Annotated in this window: 20 protein-coding genes and 1 tRNA gene; 12 read left to right on the top strand and 9 right to left on the bottom strand. The window is 63.5% G+C overall.

Annotation, left to right across the window (positions count from 1 at the left end; genetic code table 11):
• The first annotated feature begins 141 nt into the window (after nt 1-141).
• Genes ACROUL_RS16860 through ACROUL_RS16880 form a run of 5 tightly spaced genes read left to right on the top strand, consistent with a single transcriptional unit; the run spans nt 142 to nt 5,424 of the window.
• The gene (locus ACROUL_RS16860; RefSeq protein WP_431300603.1) at nt 142-1,014 is read left to right on the top strand and encodes a 5-bromo-4-chloroindolyl phosphate hydrolysis family protein; all 873 of its coding nucleotides are present in this window, start codon (nt 142-144) and stop codon (nt 1,012-1,014) included.
• 16 nt (nt 1,015-1,030) lie between these two features.
• On the top strand, nt 1,031-2,203 hold the full coding sequence (locus ACROUL_RS16865) for a toxic anion resistance protein (protein ID WP_431300604.1): 1,173 nt from the start codon (nt 1,031-1,033) through the stop codon (nt 2,201-2,203).
• 10 nt (nt 2,204-2,213) lie between these two features.
• Complete coding sequence (locus ACROUL_RS16870) at nt 2,214-3,152, top strand: DUF2927 domain-containing protein (protein ID WP_431300605.1); 939 nt, start codon at nt 2,214-2,216, stop codon at nt 3,150-3,152.
• Between the two features lie 18 nt (nt 3,153-3,170).
• Nucleotides 3,171-4,274: an SPFH domain-containing protein gene (locus tag ACROUL_RS16875; protein WP_431301331.1), complete on the top strand. Its 1,104-nt coding sequence runs from the start codon at nt 3,171-3,173 to the stop codon at nt 4,272-4,274.
• A 4-nt stretch (nt 4,275-4,278) separates the two neighbouring features.
• A complete protein-coding gene (locus tag ACROUL_RS16880; RefSeq protein ID WP_431300606.1) occupies nt 4,279-5,424 on the top strand; it encodes a primosomal protein N' (replication factor Y) - superfamily II helicase in 1,146 nt (381 codons plus the stop codon).
• Here ACROUL_RS16880 and ACROUL_RS16885 read toward each other — a convergent pair.
• Nucleotides 5,421-5,609 (bottom strand): hypothetical protein, encoded by a 189-nt coding sequence (locus ACROUL_RS16885; RefSeq protein ID WP_431300607.1) that lies wholly within the window; start codon nt 5,607-5,609, stop codon nt 5,421-5,423. The genes ACROUL_RS16880 and ACROUL_RS16885 overlap by 4 nt on opposite strands.
• A gap of 51 nt (nt 5,610-5,660) precedes the next feature.
• Between ACROUL_RS16885 and ACROUL_RS16890 the strand changes: the two genes are divergently transcribed.
• Nucleotides 5,661-5,978, top strand: coding sequence for an antibiotic biosynthesis monooxygenase family protein (locus ACROUL_RS16890; protein ID WP_431300608.1), 318 nt, complete (start codon nt 5,661-5,663; stop codon nt 5,976-5,978).
• A 71-nt stretch (nt 5,979-6,049) separates the two neighbouring features.
• Here the strand turns inward: ACROUL_RS16890 and ACROUL_RS16895 are convergent, their stop codons facing one another.
• Nucleotides 6,050-6,616, bottom strand: a complete 567-nt coding sequence (locus tag ACROUL_RS16895; protein WP_431300609.1) for a class I SAM-dependent methyltransferase — start codon at nt 6,614-6,616, stop codon at nt 6,050-6,052.
• A gap of 296 nt (nt 6,617-6,912) precedes the next feature.
• On the opposite strand from ACROUL_RS16895, the gene ACROUL_RS16900 reads away from it, so the two are divergent.
• The gene (locus ACROUL_RS16900; RefSeq protein ID WP_431300610.1) at nt 6,913-7,536 is read left to right on the top strand and encodes an NYN domain-containing protein; all 624 of its coding nucleotides are present in this window, start codon (nt 6,913-6,915) and stop codon (nt 7,534-7,536) included.
• Here the strand turns inward: ACROUL_RS16900 and uvrB are convergent.
• Nucleotides 7,533-9,716, bottom strand: coding sequence for an excinuclease ABC subunit UvrB (gene uvrB, locus ACROUL_RS16905; RefSeq protein WP_431300611.1), 2,184 nt, complete (start codon nt 9,714-9,716; stop codon nt 7,533-7,535). The two genes, ACROUL_RS16900 and uvrB, sit on opposite strands and share 4 nt — an antisense overlap.
• Nucleotides 9,717-9,881: 165 nt before the next feature.
• On the opposite strand from uvrB, the gene ACROUL_RS16910 reads away from it, so the two are divergent.
• The 4 genes from ACROUL_RS16910 (at nt 9,882) to ACROUL_RS16925 (ending at nt 11,882) form a co-directional block, all read left to right on the top strand.
• The gene (locus tag ACROUL_RS16910) at nt 9,882-10,757 is read left to right on the top strand and encodes a class I SAM-dependent methyltransferase (RefSeq protein WP_431300612.1); all 876 of its coding nucleotides are present in this window, start codon (nt 9,882-9,884) and stop codon (nt 10,755-10,757) included.
• Nucleotides 10,758-11,000: 243 nt separating this feature from the next.
• Nucleotides 11,001-11,309, top strand: a complete 309-nt coding sequence (locus tag ACROUL_RS16915) for an ETC complex I subunit (RefSeq protein WP_431300613.1) — start codon at nt 11,001-11,003, stop codon at nt 11,307-11,309.
• A 3-nt stretch (nt 11,310-11,312) separates the two neighbouring features.
• Nucleotides 11,313-11,774 carry a GNAT family N-acetyltransferase gene (locus ACROUL_RS16920; protein WP_431300614.1) on the top strand — a complete coding sequence of 154 codons (462 nt, stop codon included), beginning with the start codon at nt 11,313-11,315 and terminating at the stop codon, nt 11,772-11,774.
• 31 nt (nt 11,775-11,805) lie between these two features.
• Nucleotides 11,806-11,882 (top strand) — tRNA-Arg (locus ACROUL_RS16925).
• 63 nt (nt 11,883-11,945) lie between these two features.
• Here ACROUL_RS16925 and ACROUL_RS16930 read toward each other — a convergent pair.
• The 6 genes from ACROUL_RS16930 to ACROUL_RS16955 all read right to left on the bottom strand — a co-directional run bounded on the left by ACROUL_RS16930 (nt 11,946) and on the right by ACROUL_RS16955 (nt 17,851).
• Complete coding sequence (locus tag ACROUL_RS16930; RefSeq protein ID WP_431300615.1) at nt 11,946-13,184, bottom strand: mandelate racemase/muconate lactonizing enzyme family protein; 1,239 nt, start codon at nt 13,182-13,184, stop codon at nt 11,946-11,948.
• Between the two features lie 131 nt (nt 13,185-13,315).
• Nucleotides 13,316-14,536: a TCR/Tet family MFS transporter gene (locus ACROUL_RS16935; protein WP_431300616.1), complete on the bottom strand. Its 1,221-nt coding sequence runs from the start codon at nt 14,534-14,536 to the stop codon at nt 13,316-13,318.
• Between the two features lie 78 nt (nt 14,537-14,614).
• Complete coding sequence (locus ACROUL_RS16940) at nt 14,615-15,397, bottom strand: alpha/beta fold hydrolase (protein WP_431300617.1); 783 nt, start codon at nt 15,395-15,397, stop codon at nt 14,615-14,617.
• A 2-nt stretch (nt 15,398-15,399) separates the two neighbouring features.
• Nucleotides 15,400-16,365 carry a threonine ammonia-lyase gene (locus ACROUL_RS16945; protein ID WP_431300618.1) on the bottom strand — a complete coding sequence of 322 codons (966 nt, stop codon included), beginning with the start codon at nt 16,363-16,365 and terminating at the stop codon, nt 15,400-15,402.
• Nucleotides 16,362-17,180, bottom strand: coding sequence for an alpha/beta fold hydrolase (locus ACROUL_RS16950; RefSeq protein WP_431300619.1), 819 nt, complete (start codon nt 17,178-17,180; stop codon nt 16,362-16,364). Before ACROUL_RS16950 ends, ACROUL_RS16945 begins: the two co-directional genes overlap by 4 nt.
• Entirely contained in the window at nt 17,177-17,851 is a 675-nt protein-coding gene (locus ACROUL_RS16955; protein WP_431300620.1) for a haloacid dehalogenase type II, read from the bottom strand. Before ACROUL_RS16955 ends, ACROUL_RS16950 begins: the two co-directional genes overlap by 4 nt.
• Nucleotides 17,852-17,983: 132 nt before the next feature.
• Here ACROUL_RS16955 and ACROUL_RS16960 point away from each other — a divergent pair, with 132 nt between their 5' ends.
• Entirely contained in the window at nt 17,984-19,768 is a 1,785-nt protein-coding gene (locus ACROUL_RS16960; RefSeq protein WP_431300621.1) for an ABC transporter transmembrane domain-containing protein, read from the top strand.
• Nucleotides 19,769-19,867: the final 99 nt, after the last annotated feature.

Genomic DNA, 19,867 nt, shown 5'->3' on the forward strand with positions numbered 1-19,867 from the left:
CCAGCCGTGGTGCCTTGGGCTAGGGTGAAGCCGTCGGATCAGGCAAAGGAAATCCAGCGTGTCGGAAAGCGGGATCAAGACCTTGTCCTTTGTGCTGCTCGTCGCGCTTATTCTGTATGTCGCCGGATCGGGAGGCATCTGATGGCCGAACGCTACGGCGGCAAATACAGCCCCACCGGCAATCGCCCCGCCCCTGGCACCCCCCGCCCGCAAGCCATCGCCGTTGCAAAACCGCGCGGCCTTTGGCGCAGCCGGGTGCTGTTCCTGTCGGCCTTCGCGTTTCTGTTTCCCGCCTTTGGCGACGACCCGCGCGACATGCTGATGGGTCTTGCAGCCGGCGGGCTACTGGTACTGTCAGCCTGGCTTACCCGGCAGGGGCAATATGCCGAAGCGGCCTACGAGACCCGAAAACTGGCCCGTCGCCCTGCGATCCCGCGCAAACTCTTTGGCGCGGTGCTGACTGGCGCGGCCTTGGCCGTGGGCGGCATCATTGCCGAGCCGGGCTTTCTTTACCCGGCCCTCTTCGCCCTTGTCGGCGCCGGGCTACATCTGCTTTCGTTCGGACTGGACCCGATGTCGGACAAGGGGATGGAGGGGATCGACGCATTTCAGACCAGCCGTGTGGCCCATGCGGTCGAAGAAGGCGAAAAACACCTCGCAGCGATGAGGGATGCGATCCTCCGCGCCGGTGACCGCCAACTGGAAGCCCGCGTCGACCGTTTTGCCAGCGCCGCCCGCAGCCTGTTTCGGACGGTCGAGGGCGATCCCGGCGACCTGACCGCTGCGCGCAAGTATCTGTCGGTCTACCTGATGGGCGCGCGCGATGCGACGATCAAGTTCGCCGACCATTACGCGCAAACCCGCGATACCCAGGCTCGCGCCGATTATGAGGCACTGCTCACCGACCTTGAAACCACGTTTGCCAGCCGTACCACAGCGCTTTTGTCCAACAACCGCACCGACCTTGACGTCGAGATTTCGGTGCTGCGTGATCGGCTGAAGCTCGACCATTGACCAGTAGAGGGATGCCATGACCGAGACCGTCCAATCCAGCGCCGCCGCCCTTCTGACCGAAGTTGAAAAGGTCACCGCCGTGATCCTGCCCGAACCCTTGGGAGAGATCGTGCCGCTTGAAGCTGCCCCTGCCGACAAGGCCGAAGCGATCAAGAAGCGGATGTCCGAGGTCGATCTGTCCAACACCCAGTCGATCATCGCTTTCGGCTCGGGTGCGCAAGCCGAACTGCAGGTCATCAGCCAGGCCATGTTGCAGGACGTCAAGAACAAGGATGTCGGCCCCGCCGGCGACAGCCTGCGCAAGATCGTCACCACGATCCGCGGCTTTGCGGTGGATGAACTCGACCTGCGCCGCGAGTCAAGCTGGTGGGAACGGCTGCTTGGCCGCGCCGCCCCTTTCGCCGAATTCGTGGCGAAATACGAAGATGTGCAAAGCCAGATCGACAAGATCACCGAGGAATTGCTGACGCACGAACATACGCTGCTGAAAGACGTCAAAAGCCTTGATCTGCTGTACGAAAAGACCCTAACTTTTTACAACGAGCTTGGCCTTTACATCGCCGCTGGGGAAGCGAAGCTGACCGAGGTTGATGGGACAATAATCCCCGCCAAGGAAGCCGCCGTCGCCGCAGCACCCGAGGCCGATCAGGTGATACGCGCCCAGGAACTGCGCGACCTGCGCGCCGCGCGGGATGATCTGGAGCGTCGGGTGCATGACCTGAAGCTGACCCGTCAGGTCACCATGCAGTCGCTGCCCTCGATCCGGCTGGTGCAAGAAAACGACAAGAGCCTGATTACAAAGATCAATTCCACCCTCGTCAACACGGTACCGCTGTGGGAAACCCAACTGGCGCAGGCGGTTACGATCCAGCGGTCGAAAGAGGCCGCCGATGCGGTGCGCGATGCCTCTGACCTGACGAACGACCTGCTTAAGGCCAACGCGGAAAACCTGCAACAGGCCAACAAGGTCGTGCGCGAGGAAATGGAGCGTGGCGTGTTTGACATCGATACCGTCAAGAACGCCAACGCCACCCTGATCGCCACGATCAACGAAAGTCTCGCCATCGCAGACGAAGGCAAGGCGCGCCGCGCTGCGGCAGAAGTGGAACTGACCAAGATGGAGGCAGAGTTGCGCGACACCCTCGCATCTGCCCGGGCGCGGACGGTTACTCCTGAAGCGAAAAGCTGAGCCAGTGGAGGTGTCACGGGCACTCCAGATCAGAACATTGATCGGAGGTGCGGCACTGGCCGCCCTTGCCGGCTGCGACATGCCCGTGGGTGCGCCCGCCACCCCGATGCCCCAGGTATCGATGGCTGCTCCCCCTGTCGAAACAGCCAAAAGCGCCTCCGCCCGGGCCTACTACGGGCAGGTGCAGCAAGCCTTGCTGTCGCAGGGTCTGCTTCGCACCGATGGCGGCGGCAGGGACACGCCGTTCACCGACCGGATGCTGGCCGACAACTTCGTCCGGGTTGCGCTGTATGACGAATACTCACGTGAAGGCGGTTCCTTCGTCCGCCAGGAAACCGAAAGCCGTCTGCGCCGTTGGGAAATTCCGATTCGCGTCGGTCTTCGGTTCGGAGCGTCGGTCCCGCTGGACAAACAGGCGACGGACCGCGCAAGGATCGCAAGCTATGTCGCCCGCCTGTCTGGGCTTACCAACCATCCGATGCGCATGGACGACACCAACCCGAACTTCTGGGTCTACGTCGTTTCCGAGGACGAACGCGAGGCGCTTGGCCCGACGATCCGCGCAGCACTACCGAACCTTTCGCCTGGCGATGTGTCCGGGATAACCGCCATGCCCCGCTCGACCTATTGCCTTGTCTACGCACTGTCAGAGGGCAACTCGGGCGCTTATACGCGCGCGTTTGCGGTGATCAGGTCTGAACACCCGGATCTTCTGCGCTTGTCCTGCGTCCATGAGGAAATCGCCCAGGGCCTTGGGCTTGCCAATGACAGCCCGCGCGCACGCCCTTCGATCTTCAATGACGACGAGGAGTTCGCGCTTCTGACCGATCAGGACGAAATGATGTTGCGCATCCTTTATTCCCCCGCCCTGCGCCCCGGCATGGGAGTAGAAGAAGCGCGTCCCGTTGTTGAAACCCTCGCTCGTCGCCTCAAGGGCGGCGACAGTTGATCCGTCGCAAGGAGTGCAATCATGGTCTTCGATTTTCTCAAAGGCGAATTTATCGACGTCATCTCTTGGCTGGATGACACGCGCGACACGATGGTCTGGCGGTTCGATCGCCACGATCAGGCGATCAAGATGGGTGCAAAGCTGACCGTGCGCGAAGGGCAGTCTGCGGTTTTCATCCACGAAGGCCAGTTGGCCGATGTGTTCGGACCAGGGCTTTACCGGCTTGAAACCAACAACTTGCCGATCCTGACCACGCTGCAGCACTGGGATCACGGCTTTTCGAGCCCTTTCAAATCCGAGATATATTTCGTCAACACCACGCGCTTCAACGACCAGAAATGGGGCACCAAGAACCCGATCATGGCGCGCGATCCAGAGTTTGGCCCAGTACGCCTGCGCGCGTTTGGCACCTATTCGATGCGGGTCGGCGATCCCGGTAAATTCATCCAGGAGATCGTCGGCACCGATGGCGAGTTCACCTCGGATGAGGTGAGCTTTCAGGTGCGCAACATCATCGTGCAATCCGCCAGCCAGGTGCTGGCAAAATCCGGGATCCCGGTGCTGGACATGGCGGCCAACACTGCCGACCTTGGCAAGATAATCGTTAATGCGATCGCGCCGCTGGTGGCCGAATACGGCCTGACGATCCCAGAGTTCTATATAGAAAACATAAGCTTGCCGGAAGAGGTCGAGAAGGCTCTGGACAAGCGCACCTCGATTGGCGTGGTCGGCGACCTGAACCGCTACATGCAATACAACGCCGCCGAAGGCATGGGCCAACCCGGCTCGGCGATGGGGGCTGCGATGGGCGCCGGCATGGGCGCCGGCATGGGAATGGGCATGGCACAGAACTTGGGGCCGTGGGGTGCGTCACCGGCCGCACCGCCTGCACCGCCACCCGCGCCACCACAGGCACCGGCTGCGCGTGTCTGGCACATTGCCGAAAACGGCGCGACCAGCGGCCCCTTCGCCGAGGCCGATCTGGCCGCGATGGCGGCATCCGGCAAACTGGGCCGCGCGTCGATGGTCTGGACAGCCGGTCAGGATGGCTGGAAGATGGCCGCCGACACCGATATTGCCCGCATCCTTGACAGCGTCCCGCCGCCGCCGCCCAAGCCCTGAGCCAATGAACGTCACCGAGGAATACCGTTGGCCCTGCGAACAGTGCGGGGCGCAACTGCGCTTCGCGCCGGGGCAGACGGAACTGACCTGCGACCATTGCGGCCATATACAGACCATTCCGGCAAAAAGTGCGGGCCGCCGTGCCAATGCTTTGGAAGAGCATGATCTTGCAAAAGGTCTTAAGGATGACCTACCGGCCAGCGCTATGGCGGAGGTGCGCACCACATCCTGCCCGAACTGCGGTGCGCAGGTGGAATTCAACGGTGCGACCCATGCCACGCAATGCCCGTTCTGCGCCTCGCCGGTGGTGGTCGACACTGGCACGCAGCGACACATCAAACCGCAGGCACTGGTGCCCTTTGCGCTGACCGAAGTTCAGGCGCGCCATGCGATGACAGCGTGGCTGGGCAGGCTTTGGTTCGCGCCGAACACGCTGCTGGAATATGCGCGCAAGGGGCGCGCGATGACGGGGATCTACGTTCCATTCTGGAGCTTTGATGCCGCAACCCGGTCGCGCTATACCGGGCAGCGGGGCGAGTATTATTACGAGACGCGCAGCGTTACCGTGCGCGTGAACGGCCAGTTGCAGGCCCGCCAGGAGCAGGTGCGCAACACGCGCTGGTATTCCGTTTCAGGGCGGGTTGCCCGCAATTTCGACGATGTGCTGGTGATGGCCTCGACCAGTCTGCCCGCCCGTCTGGGCGAAGAATTGACGCCGTGGGATATGTCGGCGCTGCAACCCTATAGCCCTGAATACCTTGCCGGATTTCAGGCCGAGGGCTACACCGTGGCGCTTGCCGAAGGCGATGCGCGGGCCAAGGCAAGAATGTCGGATGTGATCGTTAGCGACGTCCGCCGCGACATCGGCGGCGACGAGCAGCGCATCGGTTCGGTCGATACGAATTGGTCGGAAGAGACCTTCAAGCACATCCTTTTGCCGATCTGGACGGCGGCCTACAAATACAATGGCAGGAGCTACCGCTTCCTTGTCAACGGGCAGACCGGCGAGGTGCAGGGGGAGCGGCCGTGGTCGGTGTGGAAGATCGCGTTCGCGATGCTGCTGGTGGCCGCGCTGGTGCTGGGCGTGGTCTACCTGAGCGAGCCCGAAGCGCTGGGCCTGCAGTCACCGGACTGGCTGAACGGCTACTAGTCGGACTTGCGCTTGAAGAATAGTTGCCAGCCCGCATAGGCCGCTGCCGCAAGGAAAAGCATGCCCCAGAGCGGGTCTTGCAGCACGGCGAATTCGACGATCGCCCATCCCAGCGGCAGCGCCACGGTCAGCACGCGCACCCACATCTTGCCGAAGAAGGGATCGTCCGGGTCCAGAAACTTCATCACGAATCCCCTATTCCGTGGCATTATCGCCCTAGGTCAAGGGAGGCCGACATGCCCGAAATTGTCAAGGATTTCCAAGGACAAACCGTCATCACCACGTTTGAGATGACACCCGCCACCGCGTTCGACCTGCTGGAAGCGCTGGAAGCGGCATACCGAAACTGCATCAGCCGCCAGCCAGGGTTTCTGGGCGCGGGGCTGCACATGAACGACGCCCGGACGCGGATTTGCAACTATTCCAAGTGGCGCGCCCGCGAGGATTACCAGGCGATGCTGCGCGCGCCCGAAATGCGCGAGCGCAACCGCCACATCAACGAGCTTTGCCGGGGGTTCGAGCCGGTGATGTATGAGGTAACAGGGGTCTTCTAGACTGCGAAACTAATCTCGGCGCAGTGGGGCAGAGTCACAAGTCGCAGTTGAACTGGAGAGCCAGCCTGCATTCAGCGTTTTCGCAAAACCACCGTGGACTTGGGCAAGCCTGCGAACCGCTCCGTCCAGACAGCAGAACCGGGAAACATCTCGGAAAGATTGGATTTGGAGATGACGGTCGTACCCTTGATCATGTCGCACCATGCTGGAAGCTTTTTTTCCCAACCCGCGATCAAGCGACGCTTCAGGAACGGTGGGTAGAACCACCAGAACGGCATATTAGTATGCGCCTCCATCGGAAACCAGATCGACGGCGTCTGTACCCAGTACGTCGGGGCGAGCCTCTGGATTTCTCTGGCCATACGTCTCTGGTTCTCTGGACCGCCAACATGCTCGATGACACTGTTGGAGAAGGCGATATCGAAGCTGTTATCCTCGAACCCCGTCTCACAAGCATCGCCCGCGACCAGGCGGATCCGGTGGTGTGATGGCGTCAGTTCAGGCGGTATCGCCTCGGGCAGATTGAGAATGGTGATATCCAATGGAACGGGCACTTCATTCCAGAACTTCGCCACTCCCCCAAGGTCGATGATACGCTCACCGCCTTTGAGGTCCATCTCGTCAAGGAATCGCTTCATCCGGCGCTCGCGAGTTATCTGCGAGAAAGGCCGCTTTATTGCTTCAAGAGAATTAAAGACCAAATATCTCAATGAAATTACCCACTGAACAATTCACCAATGCACTTATTTTACTATTATGCCATGTAATCTCGTAGGCTGCAACGATGCATCATAAGCTCGGGTGGACGGCGGTCTGGACCTCGGCGAGGTAGTCTTGGGGAATCCCTTAAGGCAGCAATGCCATTTGCATTTTGCGGGCTTTCAAGGTTTTCTGGGCGTGTAGTTCTTACCGTTCTTAGCCCTGCGGCCAGTCAATGTTGATTTCCCTTGTCCTGCCGCTGGCTCAGGCCAGCTTTCAAAGAGCACCCGAGCGGATCGGCCAGACGGATTCGGTGGTAGGCGATGTCATGCTGTTCGGGGTCTTTCTGATCGTTCTACTGCTTCTCCCTTTGCTGCTGCGCTATCTGGCCAAGCTCGCCGCGCCCGTCGCGCCGCGCCAGGGGCGGCGGTCTGAGAATTACATCGTCGTCGACGGGTCGAACGTGATGCATTGGAAGAACGAAACGCCGCTTATCTTTACGGTGCAGGCGGTGGTAAACGAATTGAAATCGCGCGGTTTCACCCCCGGCGTCGTGTTCGATGCGAATGCTGGCTACAAGCTGTCTGGCCGTTACATGAACGAGCGCGATTTCGCGACGCTGCTAACCCTCCCGCAAGATCAGGTTTTCGTCGTGCCGAAGGGGACGCCGGCCGACCCGTGGATCTTGGCCGCAGCGCGGGATTTCGGGGCGCGCATCGTGACGCGTGACAGGTATCGCGACTGGGCCGACGACCACCCCGAGGTGGCCACGCCCGGCCATCTGGTGCGGGGTGGCTACAACACGGCGGGCGAGCTGTGGCTTGAGCCGGCGAAGCCTGCGGAGAAGGTGCCCGCCTAGCGCCCCCGGTTCGACCGCTTGCCGCCGCGCTGGCCGGGGCGGCCGCCGGTGGAGCGGCCTGCCATCTTGACGGCTTCCTCTACCGCCTCTTCGACCACCGACTGGCGGGCGAGCGGGTCGTCGGCGATGGCAAGTTCCACCGCCTCCAGCCGTTTCACTTCGTCACGCAGGCGCGCGGCTTCTTCGAATTCGAGGTTTTCGGCGGCCTTGCGCATCTGGGTGCGCAGCGCGTCAAGATGGGCGGCGAGGTTCTGACCGACCATCGGCTTGTCGATCTTGGCGGTGATGCGGGCCTGATCGGTGTCGCCTTGGTAGATGCCCAGAAGCACATCCTCGACGTTCTTGCGGATTGTCGTGGGGGTGATGCCGTGAAGGGTGTTGTAGGCGACCTGCTTTTCTCGTCGGCGGTTGGTTTCGCCGATGGCACGTTCCATGCTGCCGGTGATGCGGTCGGCGTACATGATGACCCGGCCTTCGGAGTTGCGCGCGGCGCGGCCGATGGTCTGGATGAGCGAAGTTTCCGAGCGCAGGAAGCCTTCCTTGTCGGCATCGAGGATCGCGACCAGACCGCACTCCGGAATGTCCAGGCCTTCGCGCAGGAGGTTGATGCCGACCAGCACGTCGAAGGCACCAAGCCGAAGGTCACGCAGGATCTCGATGCGTTCGATGGTGTCGATGTCGGAGTGCATGTAGCGAATGCGGATGCCCTGTTCGTGGAAGTATTCGGTCAGGTCTTCGGCCATGCGCTTGGTCAGCACGGTGACGAGAACGCGCAGGCCCTTGGCGGCGACGCGGCGAATCTCGTCGAGAAGGTCGTCTACCTGCATATCGACAGGGCGGATCTCGACCTGTGGGTCGACAAGACCGGTGGGCCGGATAACCTGTTCGGTGAAGACGCCGCCGGTCTGTTCAAGCTCCCACGCGGCGGGGGTGGCTGAGACGAAGACGGATTGCGGGCGCATCGCGTCCCACTCCTCGAACTTCAGGGGGCGGTTGTCCATGCAGCTGGGCAGCCGGAAGCCGTGTTCTGCGAGGGTCATCTTGCGCCGGAAGTCGCCCTTGTACATGCCGCCGATCTGCGGGACTGAAACGTGGGATTCGTCAGCGAAGACAATGGCGTTGTCGGGGATGAATTCGAACAATGTCGGCGGCGGCTCGCCGGGGGCGCGGCCGGTGAGGTAGCGGGAGTAGTTCTCGATCCCGGCGCAGGAACCGGTGGCGTCCAGCATTTCGAGATCAAAGGTGGTGCGCTGTTCGAGACGCTGAGCTTCCAAGAGCTTGCCCTCGGCGATCAGCTGGTCGAGGCGCTGCGTAAGTTCGATCTTGATGCCCTTGGTCGCCTGCGCCAGCGTCGGGCGCGGAGTTACGTAGTGGCTGTTGGCGTAGATGCGAATCTGCTTGAACGTGTCGGTCTTGGCGCCGGTGAGGGGGTCGAATTCGACGATGGATTCCAGCTCCTCGCCAAAGAAGGAAAAGCGCCAGGCACGGTCTTCGAGGTGGGCGGGCCAGACCTCGAGACTGTCGCCGCGCACCCGGAATGCGCCGCGCTGGAATGACGCTTCCAGCCGCTTGTATTGCTGGGCCACGAGTTCGGCCATGACCTTGCGCTGGTCGTAGCTTTCGCCGGTGATCAGGTCTTGAGTCATGGCGGAGTAGGTTTCGACCGAACCGATGCCGTAGATGCAGGACACTGAAGCCACGATGATCACATCGTCGCGTTCCAGAAGCGCGCGGGTGGCCGAGTGGCGCATCCGGTCGATCTGTTCGTTGATCTGGGATTCCTTCTCGATATAGGTATCTGTCCGCGCGACATAGGCTTCGGGCTGGTAGTAATCGTAGTAGGAAACAAAGTATTCAACGGCGTTGTCGGGGAAGAAGCCCTTGAATTCGCCGTATAATTGCGCTGCCAGCGTCTTGTTCGGCGCAAGGATGATGGCGGGGCGCTGGGTCTGTTCGATAATCTTTGCCATCGTGAAAGTCTTGCCGGTGCCGGTGGCGCCCAGAAGCACCTGATCGCGTTCGCCGGCCAGCACGCCTTTCGTCAGTTCGGCGATCGCGGTGGGCTGGTCGCCCGCCGGCTGGAACGGGGTTTGCAGCACGAAGCGCCGCCCGCCTTCCAGCTTTGGACGCACCAGAACGTCGGGACGTTCACTGAGGGCGTTGATGTTGTTGTGCGGCATGGGTCACCTTTGGGCGCGGAGCGGCGCGAGACTCGGTTGGCGCGACTCGGGCAACCAGTGAGATTTGATCTGTTTTTGTTCCTTTACAAGCGGTGAACTGCCAAAATGTGCGAAACCGTTGCCGATATCGGTTTGAGCGGCTAATGCAGCACCGGGGGTGACGGCATGGGTGACAATATTGATACGCGGGCTGTCGGCCTGGATACCGCCTTGGCGCTGATCCGCTGGCTGACCGGTGCGGAGAACTTGCACTACGGGCTGTGGACCGGGCTGGACGTGAACGCGGGCAACCTGCGGGCCGCACAGGATGCTTATACCGACCTGCTGTTCGCTGAACTGCCGCCTGGCAAGTTGCGTATTCTGGACATTGGCGGCGGTGCGGGCGAGACGGCGAAAAAGCTAATCGCGCTTGGCCATCAGGTGGAGATCGTCGTGCCATCGGCCTATCTGGCCGACTGTTGCCGCCGCAATGCTCCGGGTGCTACGGTGCACGAGTGCCGGTTCGAGGATTACACTGGCACCGGGCCGTTCGACCTGTGCCTGTTTTCCGAAAGCTTCCAGTACATCCCGATGATGGACAGCCTCCCGAAGTGCGCGGCGGTGCTGACGCCTGAGGGCCATGTGCTGATCGCCGACTGCTTTCGTACCGATGCCTATCTGGGACGGGCGGACCACGGGCCGCAGCCGGGTGGCGGGCACCGGCTATCAACATTCCGGGCGGCGCTGTTGTCCAACCCGTTCGACGTGCTGTCAGAGCAGGACATCACGGATGCGGTGGCACCCTCGATCGACCTTGAACAAGGGCTCTACAACCTGATCGGCACCGGCTTCACGCAGGCCGAGCGGGAAATGAAGGCGCGCAAGCCACTGGTGCACTGGAGCCTGACCCGGCTGACGCATCTGTTCCTGTCGCGCAAGCGCCGGGAAAACCTGATGCAACGTCTGACGGAAAAGCAGCGCAGTAGCGACGCGTTCCGCACCTACAACACCTATCTGATGGTCAAGCTGGTTCGCAGCCAGCCAAGACCGAGCGAAGGTTAACATGGTGGCTACAATTTTAGAGGTATTCATGCGCTGTTGACGCAACTTTAGGTTGCATAGACCCACTGTATTCGGCACACTAATCCTGCAAGCAGTACCTAGGCTGTCGGCTGACCCCGCCACACCCCACACCACTCCCCGAGGTCAGCCGACAGTTATCTTGCCGTCCGACCGCGCCGCAAACTGGTGCTTGCGCTTTGTCCCCGGCTTCGGAATAAAGCAGCGAAACCCCGGAGGTGATCCATGCGCGCCCGCATCTACCAGCCATCCCGCACCGCCATGCAGTCTGGCACCGCAAAGACGCAAGACTGGATGCTGGAATTTGACCGCACCGCCAGGGACATCGACCCTCTGATGGGCTGGACCTCGTCGGGGGATACCCAGTCGCAGGTGCGCCTGACCTTCGAAACGCGCGAGGCGGCCGAGGCCTATGCGACTGCGAAGGGCATCACCTATGACGTGGTCTTGCCAAAGCCGCGCAAGCCGGTGATCCGCCCGCGCGGCTATGGCGAGAACTTCGCCACCGACCGCAAGGGCGCCTGGACGCACTGACCCATGCTGACGATTGGACGCGAAAGCCCGCTGGGGCCGGATCTGACGCTTTTGATGGCGCGCCACACCGCTGACATGCACGCCGACACGCCGCCGGAAAGCATCCACATGATGGATGCGGGCGCGTTGGCGGTGGCTGACGTGTCGTTCTACGTGATGCGCGATGGAACCGAGCCGGTTGCAATGGGTGCCTTCAAGCGGATCGACGCCAGCCACGCCGAGATCAAGTCGATGCATGTTCTGGCCGAGGCCCGCGGGCGCGGCCTGTCGCGCCGAATGCTGGAGCATCTGGTCGCCGAGGCGCGCGCAGCCGGGTTTTCGCGGCTTAGCCTGGAAACCGGGGTCCAGCCCACCTTCGTGGCCGCGCGTACGCTTTACACCAAGGCCGGGTTTCACGAATGCCCGCCGTTCGAGGGGTATTGGGCGGACCCGAACTCGATCTTCATGACGAAGGTGCTTGCCTGATCGCGTTCCCTGCCGCAAAAGGTGGCGGCGCGGGCTCATAGCTCAACTGGATAGAGCAAGGACCTTCTAAGTCCGAGGTTGGGGGTTCGAGTCCTCCTGGGCCCGCCAGTTTCCGGCAGGTGGCTGCCGTCCTCGGGGCCTGGCGCCAGTCGGACGGCGTTGCCACGGACATCAAGTCTTGGCCGACGGCGCGCCCCCTTCGAAGCGGTTGCCGTGGCGATAATCGCAGGGGGCTTCTTGCATTTGCAGATGGAGGCCGGTGCCGGTGTAGGGATGGGCTCGGGCGAGATCCTCGTCGAAGTCGATGCCAAGTCCCGGACCGTTCGGCGGGATTATGTAGCCGTCTTCCCACGCTATCGAGTTGCGGATCAGTTTCTGGTGGAAGGCGCCGCCGGTCTCGATCGTCTCGGCGATCAGAAGGTTCGGGATCGAGGCGGCGAAATGGACGTTGGCCGCCCATTCCACCGGGCCTGCATAGAGGTGCGGCGCCATTTCGGCGTTGAAGATCTCGGCCATGGCGGCGATCTTCTTGGCCTCCCAAATACCGCCGACCCGGCCCAGCGCCGGTTGCAGGATCTTGACGCCACCGGCGCGGAGAAGCGTGCCGAACTCGGCCTTGGTCGTCATGCGTTCGCCGGTGGCAAGGGGAACGCGGACGGATTTCGCGACCTCGGCGAATTCCAGAAGATTGTCCGGCGGGATCGGTTCTTCATACCAGAGCGGGTTGTAGGGTTCCAACTCGCGGCCCATGCGAATGGCGCCGGGGGTGGTGAACTGGCCGTGGGTGCCGAAAAGAAGGTCAACCCGGTCGCCCACCGCCGCGCGGATCGCCTTGCAGAAGGCGACCGAGCGGGTGATGTCGGACATAGCGGGTTCGTGGCCGCCACGGATGGTGTAGGGGCCGGCGGGATCGAATTTCACGGCGGTGAAGCCCAGATTCATGAAGCGGACGGCGGCTTCGGCGGCAGCGTCGGGGTCGACCCAGAATTCGGCCGATTCCTTGCCGGGCTCGGGGTAGAGGTATGTGTAGCTGCGAATGCGGTCGTTCATCTTGCCGCCGAGAAGCGCCCAGACCGGACGGTTCCGCGCCTTGCCGATGATGTCCCAGCAGGCGATCTCGAGCCCGGAGAAGGCGCCCATCACGGTGGGATCGGGGCGCTGGGTGAAGCCCGAGGAATAGGCTCGGCGGAACATCAGCTCGATGTTTTCGGGGTTCTCGGCGGCCATGTGACGTTCGAACACGTCTTCGATCACGGCGATCATCGCCTTTGGCCCCACGGTCGAGGCGTAGCATTCGCCGTAGCCGACGATGCCGGTATCGGTGGTCAGTTTCGGAAAGATCCAGTAGCGCCCGCCCCAGCCGGGGAACGGAGGGGCCACGACGAAGATCTCGAGATCCTTCAACTTCATGCGTGGTCCTCCGGGTTGCCGGGGCAAGCGGGGGTTTCACACCCCCGTACCCCAGTGGGATATTTCCGCAAAGGGAAAGCTAGACCCGCTGAAGCGAGCGGTCAGGGCTGAATGCGACATGAGGTGACGTTTCACGCGTTTCTTGTGACGCGGAGCCGGGGACCGAGGACATGCAGGCCAAGGCAGACCAGCATCAGGGCGGAGGCCACCAAGAATGGTGCGCCGGGTGCGAAGACGGGCGCGCCGTCCCTGGTGAAGTGCGCAAACACTGAGGTCATCAGGAGCGGCGAGGTGATCATTGCGATGGCGTTGAGGCTGGAGAGGACTCCCTGAACCTCGCCCTGCGCATCGGCGGGGGCCGACCGCGAGGCGATGGCCTGCAAAGCGGGTGTCACCACCCCGCCGAGCGCAGTAACCGGGGTGATGGCGAGGGCGAGGGCGGGCGAGGTGACGAGGCCGAGAGCAGCGAGCGTGACGACGTCGACCCACATGCCATAATGCGCCGCGCGGTGTTCGCCGAATCGACGGATCAGCGGGCCGACCAGAAGCGCTTGGCCGACCGCGAAGGAGATGCCGTAGACCGCGAGAGAGATGCCGACCATGCCGCTGTCCCAGCCGAAGCGGGACTGGCCGTAGTAGGCCCAGATCGACGGGTAGACGTTCATCGCGGTGCCGAGGATCAGGAAGCAGGCGAGCGTGAGGCGCAGGCCCGGCAGGCGGGCCACCGCGCGCAGGGCGCCAAGCGGGTTGGCGCGGGCAAGGCTGAACCGGCGGCGGGTGGCGTCGTTCACGGTCTCGGGCAGGACAAACCAGCCGAAGGTGAGGTTCGCCAGCGCCAGCCCTGCCGCCACGAGGAAGGGCGCCCGGGTGTCGATGCCTGCAAGGAGGCCGCCGATCACCGGGCCAAGGACGAAGCCGATACCAAACCCTGCGCCGATCAGGCCGAAACGGCTGCCGCGCTGGTCGGGCGGGGTGATGTCGGCGATGTAGGCGGTGGCGGTCGCATAGGTGGCGGCCGTTATGCCGGCCACGATGCGGGCGGCAAGGAGGAGCCAGACGGTTTGGGCGGAGGCCATGACGAGGTAATCGAGGCTCATTACCAGAAGCGACAGCAAAAGGACGGGGCGGCGTCCGAACCGGTCAGAGAGCGCGCCGATGATCGGGCCGAACAGGAACTGCATCACCGCAAACGAGGTGGCGAGGACGCCCCCCCAAAGCGCCGCCTCGGCGAGCGACTGCCCCGTCACCTCGCGGATCAGGTCGGGCATGACCGGGAAGATCAGGCCGATGCCGATGGCGTCGAGCGTGACCGTGGCGAGGATGAAGACGAGGGCGAGGCGGGGGTTGTTCATTACGGCTTTCGATTTGTGCAGATCATGGCGGACCATAAGGCAAGAGATCGGTATGTATGTTGGAAATGTGCAACTGCGTCAGAGATGGCCGACCCGAGTAAGAAATCCGCGCAGGTGGGAAGCAAAGTCGTCGGGCTGGTCAAGCGAGGCGATGTGGCCGGAGCGCTGCATCAGTCTGAACTCTGCTCCCGGTATCAGATAGGCCAGTTCGCGCTGCATGTCCGGCGGGGTGGCTGCGTCATCGCTGCCGGCTATGACGAGGGTTGGCAGGCGCAGGGTGGCGGTGGTCTGGTAGAAATCGCTTCCCGCGATAGCTGCGGCAACGCCGATCCAGCCTGCCGGATCGGTTTGCGATAGAAGCGCACTCTGGGTGGCGAGGGTGGCGGCTTGACGCCAGCGATAGCCGAGGTTCTGCGCAAGTGTCGCGTCGAGGATGGCCGCAATGCCGCCGTCCTGCACCGTTGCGATGCGCCGCTGCCAGATGTCAGGCGTGCCGAGCCTTGTGCCGGTGTTCGACAGGACCAGCCCTCGGACGAGATCGAGCCGCTTGACGGCAAGGCCCTGCGCCACCAGCCCACCTGCGCCAAGGCCTGCGACGACCGCCTCGGCCACCCCGAAATGCGCCATGATCCGTTCGCAATCGCGGATCAACGCGCCCATTGTATAGGGCGGGGGCGGCACGTCGGAACCACCGTGGCCGCGCAGATCAACACGCAGCACGCGCCACTGGGCAAGCCGGGCAACTACGCCGTCCCAGACCGTCAGATCGGCGCCGAGGCCGTGGATCAGTACCAAGGGAGGTGCTGTGGGCGGACCTTCGCAGACCGCGTTCAGGCGAATGTCATTGAGGTAGACCAGCATCCCTAGCCAAACCGCTCCAGCACGCCTCGAAAGAGGGCGGGGTCGACGTTGCCGCCCGAGGCGGTGCAGATGACGGTGTCGCCAAGGCCATCGGCAAAAAGTGCAGCGGCAAGGGCGACTGCACCGCCCGGTTCAAGCACGAGACCGAGGTGGGAAAACGCGAGGGCCACGGCGTGCAGCGCCTGTTCGTCGGTCACGCTGAGCCCTGCCCCGGCAAGCCGTTGCAGAACGGGAAAGGTAAGGGTGCCGGGCATCGGTGTCAGGATCGCGTCGCAGACCGATCCGGTAGCAGCCGCATTGCCCAGACGCTGCCCTGCGGCCAGCGACCGCGCCATATCGTCAAAACCGGCGGGTTCAACGGTGCGGACCTGCATGCCGGGCGCGCGAGCCTGCAGCGCAAGTGCGATGCCGGCGGACAGCCCGCCACCACCGCAGCAAACCAGAACCTCGGCCTCGGCTATGCCGGCCTCGGCCGCCTGCGCCGCGATTTCGAGACCGACGGTGCCCTGCCCGGCAATAACCTCTGGCTCGTCATACGGCTTGATCAGCGTCAGGCCACGATCCGCCGCAAGCGCGGCCCCCAAGGCATCGCGGTCGGTGCCGCGTTCGTAAAGCTCCACCTCTGCTCCGTAAGCACGGGTGTTGGCAATCTTTACCGCGGGCGCGTCGGACGGCATCACGATCACGCACGGACTGCCGTGCCGGGCCGCCGACAGAGCGACCCCCTGGGCATGGTTGCCGGACGAATAGGCGATCACGCCTTGCGCCCGTGCCTTTGGCGGCAGGGCCGACACCGCGGCCCACCCGCCGCGAAACTTGAAGCTGCCGGTCAGTTGCAGCGATTCCGCCTTTACGAACACCCGCCGTCCAGCGATGCGATCAAGAAGGGGGGCGTTCAGAAGCGGTGTCACCCGCGCATTGCCGTGCAGCCGATGGGCGGCAGCTTCGATCCGCTTGATGTCCGTCATGTTACTGCCTGCAGGAAGGAATGTATCGCCGCAACCGCCTCGGGTTCGTCGAGAAAGGGGATATGCGCCCGGCCCGGCACCTCGGCGAAGATCATGTCGGGGCGGCGACGGCGCATTTCGGCCGCCGTCTCGGGCGTGAGGAGGTCGGAGTTCGCGCCGTGGATCAGGGCCAGCGGCAAACCGGCGAGCGCGTCGAACATCGGCCAGAGGGTCACGGGCGGGCCCTGGAACGCTTTCAGGAAAGCCTCGCGAAGCGTGGGGTCGTAGCGCAGGCGCAGGCCGTCGGGGGTTTCGACCGACAGGTTGTGCGCCTCCTGCAGCCAGCGGTCCATTGTCACGCCGTCGAAGCCCGGGCTACGCGAGAGGCGTTCGGCAAAGCCGGCGTAGGTGCCGCCCGCAGGGATGCGCCCGACGTAATCGACGATCCGTGCCAGCCCGGCCTGCCCGATTTCAGGACCGACGTCGTTCAGGCACAGGCCAAGCACGCGGTTGCGCGCCACCGCGCCGAGGACCATGCCGATCAGCCCCCCGCGCGAGGTGCCGAGGATCGCCCCCTGCGCAAGACCGAGGTGATCCAGAAGTGCCAGCGCATCCTTTCCCTCACGCTCGACCGTGTAGGTCCCGGGGCCGGACCAGCCGCTGTCGCCGCGCCCCCGGTAATCCATCCGGATCAGCCGGACGGGCGGCAGATGCGGGACCAGATAGTCGAAATCGGCCATCGTGCGCGTGAGGCCAGCAAGGCATAGAAGGGGCACGCCTTCGCCTTCGTCGCGGTAGGCGATCCGGGTGCCATCGTCTGCGATGAAGCTGGTCATGCGATCACCGAGAGCCGTGCAAGATCGGGAATGATGTGGTTCGGCCCGTGCGGCAGGCGGTCCATCGGGGCCGCGTCGCGGTTTACCCAGACCGTTGCAAAGCCGAACCGCGCAGCACCGGCCACGTCCCAGCCGTTGGACGACACGAACAGCACCTTGTCGCGCGTCACCGCCATCCGCTGTTCGACCAGCGCGTAGACCTGGGCGCTTGGCTTGTAGACGCCCACCTCTTCGACCGAGATCACGGCTTCGAAAAGGTGGGCCAGACCGTTCGCTGCCAAGGCCGCCGCCAGCATCGCTGGTGTGCCATTCGACAAAGTGCCGAGGCGAAAGCCTCGGTTCTTCAGCGTGGCCAGCGCCTGGGCCACTTCGGGAAAGGCGGGCAGCCGGTCGTAAAGCGCAAGGAGGCGGCCCCGCAGCGCGCGGTCGCTGACGTTCAAGGCTTCCAGCGTCCAGTCCAGCGCCTCGGCGGTCACCTCGGCGAAGTCGGCGTGCGCGCCAAGGAGGGTGCGCAGCCAACTGTATTCAAGCTGCTTGCGCCGCCACGTCGCGGCGAGGGCGGCCCAATCGGCCACCAGCGGCCCCGCCTCGGCAGCTGCCTGATGGACGGCTCCGGCCACGTCGAACACGGTGCCATAGGCATCAAAGACCACGATCTTGCGGTTGGGCATGGGCTTTTGCTCCCTGCGGGTTGGCGCACCGTGGCACGGGCACGCCACCTGCTGCAAGGCATAGGCAATCCAATGCTTGTGGCGGGCGAGGGCTGGCTTTAGATCACGGGCGCGGCTTTGGGGACAGGCAAGATGACAGACATCAGTGGAAACATCGAAGACCGGCCCCGATCGAAAGAGGTCGGCGCCTTGCGCGGGCTCTTGCCGTTCATGCGGCCTTACCGTGGGATCACGGTTCTTGCAGCCCTTGCGCTGACGCTGACCGCAGGTGTCAGCCTGATCCTGCCGCTGGCCGTGCGCCGGGTGGTCGACGGGTTCAATTCGGGCGATGCGGCCCTTCTGGACCAGTATTTCGCCGCAGCGCTTGGCATCGCCGCGCTGCTCGCCTTTGGCACCGGGCTTCGCTACTACCTTGTCACCCGGCTTGGCGAACGGGTAGTAGCCGATATCCGCCGCGCATTGTTCGACCGCGTGCTGGGCATGTCGCCCGCCTTCTTTGAGCGCATCATGACTGGCGAAGTCCTGAGCCGGATCACCACAGACACCACGCTGATCCTCTCGGTGATCGGATCGTCGGTTTCGGTTGCGCTGCGCAATGTGCTGATGCTGCTGGGCGGGCTGGTCTTGTTGTTCCTGACCTCGGCCAAGCTGACAGGGCTGGTGCTGCTGATAGTGCCGGCAATCGTGGTGCCGATCATCGTGCTGGGCCGCAAGTTGCGGCGGCTGTCGAAGGAAAATCAGGATTGGATCGCATCGTCCTCGGGATCAGCGTCGGAGGCGCTGTCGTCGGTGCAGACGGTGCAGGCCTTTACCCACGAAACCCAGACGCGCAGCGCCTTTGCCGATGTGACCGAGAAATCGTTTTTGTCGGCCAAGACCCGTATCGGGACGCGGGCGGTAATGACGGTGATCGTGATCTTCCTGACGTTCACCGGCATCGTGGGCGTCTTGTGGATCGGCGCGCGGGATGTGCGGGCCGATGTGATGACGGTGGGCGAGTTGATCCAGTTCGTGATCTATGCCGTGATGGTGGCCGGGGCCGTGGGCGCGCTGTCGGAAATCTGGGGCGAATTGCAGCGCGCGGCGGGGGCTACCGAACGGCTGGTGGAGCTGCTTCACACCGACGATCCAGTGAAAGACCCGGCCGCTCCGGTTGCCCTGCCCCGCCCGGTGCAAGGCCGGATCGCGTTCGAGGACGTGACGTTCCGCTATCCCGCGCGGCCCGAAACCTCGGCGCTGAACGGGATCAGTTTGGCGGTGAACCCCGGCGAGACGATTGCGCTGGTTGGTCCGTCGGGTGCGGGCAAAACCACGATCCTGCAACTTTTGATGCGGTTTTACGACCCGCAGTCGGGGCAGATCACGCTGGACGGTATTCCCTTGACGGCGATGACACGCGCCGATTTCCGATCTGTGATCGCGCTGGTGCCGCAGGACCCGGTGATCTTTGCAACCTCGGCACGGGAAAACATCCGCTTCGGGCGGCCCGGGGCGACGGATGCGGAAGTTGAGGAAGCCGCGCGTGCGGCGGCGGCGCATGACTTTCTTGCGGCCCTGCCGCAGGGCTATGACAGCTATCTGGGCGAACGCGGCGTGATGCTGTCGGGCGGGCAGAAGCAGCGGGTGGCGATTGCGCGTGCGATCCTGCGGGATGCCAAGATCCTGCTTCTGGACGAGGCGACGTCTGCGCTGGATGCCGAAAGCGAGCGTGCAGTGCAGGCTGCGGTGGAACGGTTGAGCGAGGGGCGCACCACGCTGGTCGTGGCGCACCGGCTGGCCACGGTGAAGCGGGCCGACCGGATCGTGGTATTCGACCACGGACAGATTGCGGCCATCGGCACGCATGACGCGCTGGTGGCGGAGGGCGGGCTTTACGCGCGGCTGGCACGGCTGCAGTTCACCGACGGCACGGTCTGAGGTCACGGTCTGACGTCACGTTGACTGCGACAATCCGGCTTGGCAAACCGGGGTTGAATCCCCATCTTCGCCTGAAGCCCGCGCCAAAAGCGGGCACGC

Source organism: Tabrizicola sp. BL-A-41-H6, assembly GCF_050632395.1.
In the GTDB taxonomy this organism is placed as follows: Bacteria; Pseudomonadota; Alphaproteobacteria; order Rhodobacterales; family Rhodobacteraceae; genus JAUYQR01.